The 4,838-nt window shown below is 44.4% G+C and carries 4 protein-coding genes; all 4 read left to right on the forward strand.

The features are described 5' to 3' along the window. On the forward strand, positions 1-225 hold a 225-nt coding region (locus Q0F90_RS07195; RefSeq protein WP_296004363.1), incomplete at its 5' end, for a YidC/Oxa1 family membrane protein insertase. A gap of 8 nt (positions 226-233) precedes the next feature. Beyond that, complete coding sequence (jag, locus tag Q0F90_RS07200; RefSeq protein WP_296004364.1) at positions 234-1,034, forward strand: RNA-binding cell elongation regulator Jag/EloR; 801 nt, start codon at positions 234-236, stop codon at positions 1,032-1,034. A 178-nt stretch (positions 1,035-1,212) separates the two neighbouring features. Beyond that, positions 1,213-2,598, forward strand: coding sequence for a tRNA uridine-5-carboxymethylaminomethyl(34) synthesis GTPase MnmE (gene mnmE / locus Q0F90_RS07205; RefSeq protein ID WP_296004365.1), 1,386 nt, complete (start codon positions 1,213-1,215; stop codon positions 2,596-2,598). 296 nt (positions 2,599-2,894) lie between these two features. Next, a complete protein-coding gene (gene mnmG / locus Q0F90_RS07210; RefSeq protein WP_296004366.1) occupies positions 2,895-4,766 on the forward strand; it encodes a tRNA uridine-5-carboxymethylaminomethyl(34) synthesis enzyme MnmG in 1,872 nt (623 codons plus the stop codon). Positions 4,767-4,838 lie beyond the last annotated feature (72 nt).

Here is a 4,838-nt window from a genome sequence, read left to right on the forward strand (position 1 = left end):
GTATTGAGTGCGGCGTCCACTTGGATTATGTCTAAACAAACTGGTAGCGGTGCAACTGGTGCTGCTGCGCAACAACAAAAGATTATGACAATCTTTATGCCTCTATTCATTGGTTACATCTCCCTTAACTTCCCTTCTGGCTTAGTTATTTACTGGATCGTATCCAATGTGTTCCAATTTGTGCAACAACATTTCATTTACAAAGGCTTAGAAGCTAAAAAATAGGAGACACTATGGAATTTATCGATGTATCTGCTAAAACCATTGAAGATGCCATTGCCAAAGGTGTAGCTCAATTGGCTGAAGATGGCCAAGAGTTGGTTGAAACTAAGGTCTTAGAACAACCTTCTAATGGCTTCTTGGGCATTGGTCGTAAACCAGCAGTTGTTCGCTTATTCTTCACATCTATGGCAAAAACTGCAACTGTTGAAGAAGTAGTTCAAGCAGAAGAACAATCTGTAGCTGTTGCTTCCCAGCCGGTTGCAACAACTGAAACAGAAGTGCAAGAAACAGCAGCTGTGGAAACTTTTGATGAAGAAGTAGAAGAAAAACCTTCTAAAAAGGAACTTTCAAAAGAAGACCAACAAGAGATTGCTGAAAAAGGTAAACAATTCCTCGATGATATGTTTACTCAAATGGGCCTCAAAGTAGTTATCGAAAAAATGATGACGAAAGATAAAATTACATTCCAAGTACACGGCGAAGAGCTAGGTATTTTGATCGGCAAACATGGTCAAACATTGGATGCCATCCAATACTTAACAAATCTCGTGGCTCACAAGGATGTATCTGGCCATTGCCACATCGTGGTGGATGTGGAAAATTACCGTTCTCGCCGAGAAGAAACATTGGTGAATCTCGCGAAACGCTTGGCTTCTAAGGTAAAACGCAACCGTCAAAAGGTTTCCTTAGAACCGATGAATGCTTTTGAACGTAAAATCATTCACACTGCCCTTCAAGGGGACAAACACATTGTAACGAACAGCGAAGGGGACGAACCGTTCCGTCACGTTGTGATTTCTTACAAAAAATAAAATACAGTGGTGCAGCTTTTGAGTAACTGGGATTCTCGGTTACTTGAGGGCTGCCCCCTTTATTCTTTAGGTTATGGTGAAAGCTAACCTAAGTTAATCTTCGCGCGGATAAGATTAGTTTAGTTTAACTTTCACAGGCGAAGAAAATATAAAAGTTAATCGAAATACGGAGATTTTTATGTATATAGATGATACAATAGCGGCCATTGCGACGCCGCCCGGCATCGGCGGGGTTGGTATTATTCGTGTTAGCGGCAAGGATAGTTTTCCTATTGTAAATAGCCTGTTCAAGAGCGCTGGCACCGTTCCTTTGATGGACCGCCAAAATAGAACCATACAATATGGGACCATTGTGGACCCAGCAACGAACAAGACCATCGACGAGGTTCTTGTGTTATTAATGAAAGGCCCTCATTCCTACACGGCGGAGGATGTGGTAGAAATTCAGTGTCACGGTGGTATTGTGCCGGTTCGACAAATTCTGAAATTGCTCGTCAATCACGATGTGCGCATGGCCGAGGCCGGCGAATTTACGAAGCGCGCCTTTATGAACGGACGTATCGACCTCACTCAAGCAGAGGCGATCATTGATATTATTGAAGCGAAAACAGAGGACTCCCTCTCCCTCGCTGTGGCGCAGCTGGACGGGACTGTTTCGTCCTTTGTAAAAGACGTGCGTGAACAGCTCATCGCCATGATTGCTCATTTAGAGGTAACTATCGACTATCCTGAGGAGGATATTGAGGACGTAACGAGCCAAGAGGTTTGTGATCAGTTGCAGCCTATTTTGAAAGCTATGGATGAACTCTTGTTCACAGCGAATACGGGCCGCCTCATTCGCGACGGCATTACGACGGTTATTGTAGGCCGTCCCAATGCAGGTAAATCGAGCTTGATGAATGCTCTCTTGCGCGAAAATCGCGCTATTGTAACGGATATTCCTGGTACGACGCGAGACAGCATTGAAGAATATATGACCGTAGAAGGCATTTCTCTACGCCTCATCGATACAGCAGGTATCCGCGATACACAAGATACGGTGGAAGCCCTTGGTGTAGAGCGTGCCCGCGATTACATCAACAAAGCAGACATCGTGCTCTGCGTTATCGACGGGTCTACTCCATTAACCCCTGAAGAAATCGAAATTTTGACCTCTGTGAGCGGTTTGAACACCATCGTACTCCTTAATAAGTCCGACGTGGCACAAGTCGTTACAGACGAACATATTAAAGAACACGGAACCTTTACGGCTATCGAACGCATCAGTGCCAAAGAAGGCGAAGGCTCTGCAGTGCTCTCCAAATGGGTGCAAGAACTCGTCTACGGCGGTCGCGTAAAACAAGACAACAGTGCCATGATCAGTAACGTGCGCCACATTAGCCTCATGGAACAAGCGAAGGCACAAGTCGAACAAGCCCTCTCCTCCATCGACATGGGCATGCCAGTAGACTTTGTAGCTACCGATTTGCGTAGCGCCTGGGAACTACTAGGCGACATCACAGGCGATACCATCCGTGAAAGCATGATCGACGAACTATTTAGCCGTTTCTGTTTAGGTAAGTAAAAGTAAAAGTAGGGTGTGAGCTAACAGAGGAGCGTAAGCGACGATGGGAGCCACACATCACTTTGGTCGGAGCGTGCAATTTTTCGTAGAAAAATGCTCAGCGAGCGACCTGTACTCTGGGTCAAATCCAAGCATCACTTTAAAATTTTTCACAGTGAGGAACTGTGCTCTGGATTAAACCCACACATCACTTTGGTCGGAGCGTGCAATTTTTCGAAGAAAAATGCTCAGCGAGCGACCTGTACTCTGGAACTAATAAGTATTAACTAATTTTATATAGATAGTAAGGAACATATATGTACACAGTAGATAATTATGATGTCATCGTCATCGGTGGTGGTCATGCTGGTTGTGAGGCGGCCCTCGCCGCTGCTCGCATGGGTCATCGCACGTTGATGGCGACCATCAGTTTAGATAATATTGCGCTTATGCCGTGTAACCCAGCCGTTGGTGGTCCTGGTAAAAGCCATCTTGTTTTAGAGGTTGACGCCTTAGGCGGTCAAATGGGTATTAACGCGGATGCTACGGCTATCCAAATGCGTATGCTCAACATGGGTAAAGGCCCTGCCGTGCATTCTTTGCGTTGCCAATCCGATAAAGTTAAATACCAACATTTGATGAAACAAACCGTAGAGAATACTGAGAACCTCAATGTTAAGCAAATCATGGTGACTGAGCTCAAGGTTGAGGACGGTAAAGTAACGGGTATCGTTACAGAGCTTGGCGAATTCTATGGCGCTAAGGCTGTTATTCTTTGTACAGGTACCTATTTGAAAGGTAAAATTCTCATCGGCGATATCGATTACGTGGGCGGTCCAAATGGTCAACGTGTAGCGGAAGTATTTTCCCAATCTTTGCTAGATAATGGCATTGAGTTGATGCGCTTTAAAACTGGTACGCCAGCTCGCGTAGATAAACGTACTCTTAACCTTGAAAACATGGTAGTGCAAGAAGGCGATACGCATCATCACTCCTTTTCCTTCATGGATGAGTGGATCAATCGCAATGAAGATGTATGTTGGTTGACCTATACTAACGAAAAAACTCATGAAATCATTCATAACAATATTCACCGCGCTCCAATGTACAGCGGTAAAATTGAAGGTGTAGGACCTCGTTACTGCCCTTCCATCGAAGATAAAGTAGTGCGCTTTGCCGACAAAGAACGCCATCAATTATTCGTGGAACCAGAAGGTACTGGCACAAACGAAATGTACGTACAAGGCATGAGTACTTCCCTTCCTATGGACGTACAATATGCGTTCTTACGTACCATTCCTGGCCTTGAAAACGTAGAAATCATGCGCCCTGCGTATGCTATCGAATACGATTGCTTGAACCCAACGCAATTGACTCCAGCCCTTCAAGTGAAACATATTGAAGGCCTCTACTCTGCAGGTCAAGCGAATGGTACATCTGGTTATGAAGAGGCAGCTGCTCAAGGTTTAATGGCTGGTATTAATGCAGCGTTGTGGATTGAAGGAAAAGAACCATTCATCCTTGCTCGTTCCGAAGCGTACATCGGTGTTCTTATCGATGATCTTGTAACAAAAGGTACAAATGAACCGTACCGTATGATGACGAGCCGCAGCGAATACCGTCTATTGCTTCGTCAAGATAATGCGGATATGCGTCTTACTGAAAAAGGCCGTGCAATCGGTCTTGTAAAAGACGATCGTTGGGCTAAATTTACTGCTAAAAAAGCTAATATCGAAGAAGCGATGGAGCTTTTACGAAACACACCGGTAAATCCATCCAAGGAAACACAAGCCTTGCTTGAAAGTTTAGGTACAGCCCCTATTAGAACGGGCATTCACGCCTACGATTTAGTAAAACGTAACGAACTCTCTTATGCTATCGTAGCTGATGCATTTGGTTTGAAACGCTATACACCTGACGTTGAAGAAGCTATCGACATCTCCATTACGTACGAAGGTTACATCAAAAAACAAATGGACCAAGTCGATAAGGTTCGCAAACTAGAAGAAAAAATTCTTCCAAAAGAATGGGATTACACACAAATTAAGGGGATTTCCCTTGAAGCTCAACAAAAGCTCAATAAAATTCGCCCTCACTCCATCGGCCAAGCAAGCCGGATCTCTGGCGTATCCCCTGCGGACGTATCTGTTCTATTGATCCAACTAGAACAATACAATCGAAGCAAATAAAACATGTAATTGCATATAAAAAAGCTAGCTAATCTGATTAGCTAGCTTTTTGTGTTATAAGGCTTCCCGTTC

This window comes from uncultured Veillonella sp. (assembly GCF_934190855.1).
Taxonomy (GTDB): domain Bacteria; phylum Bacillota; class Negativicutes; order Veillonellales; family Veillonellaceae; genus Veillonella.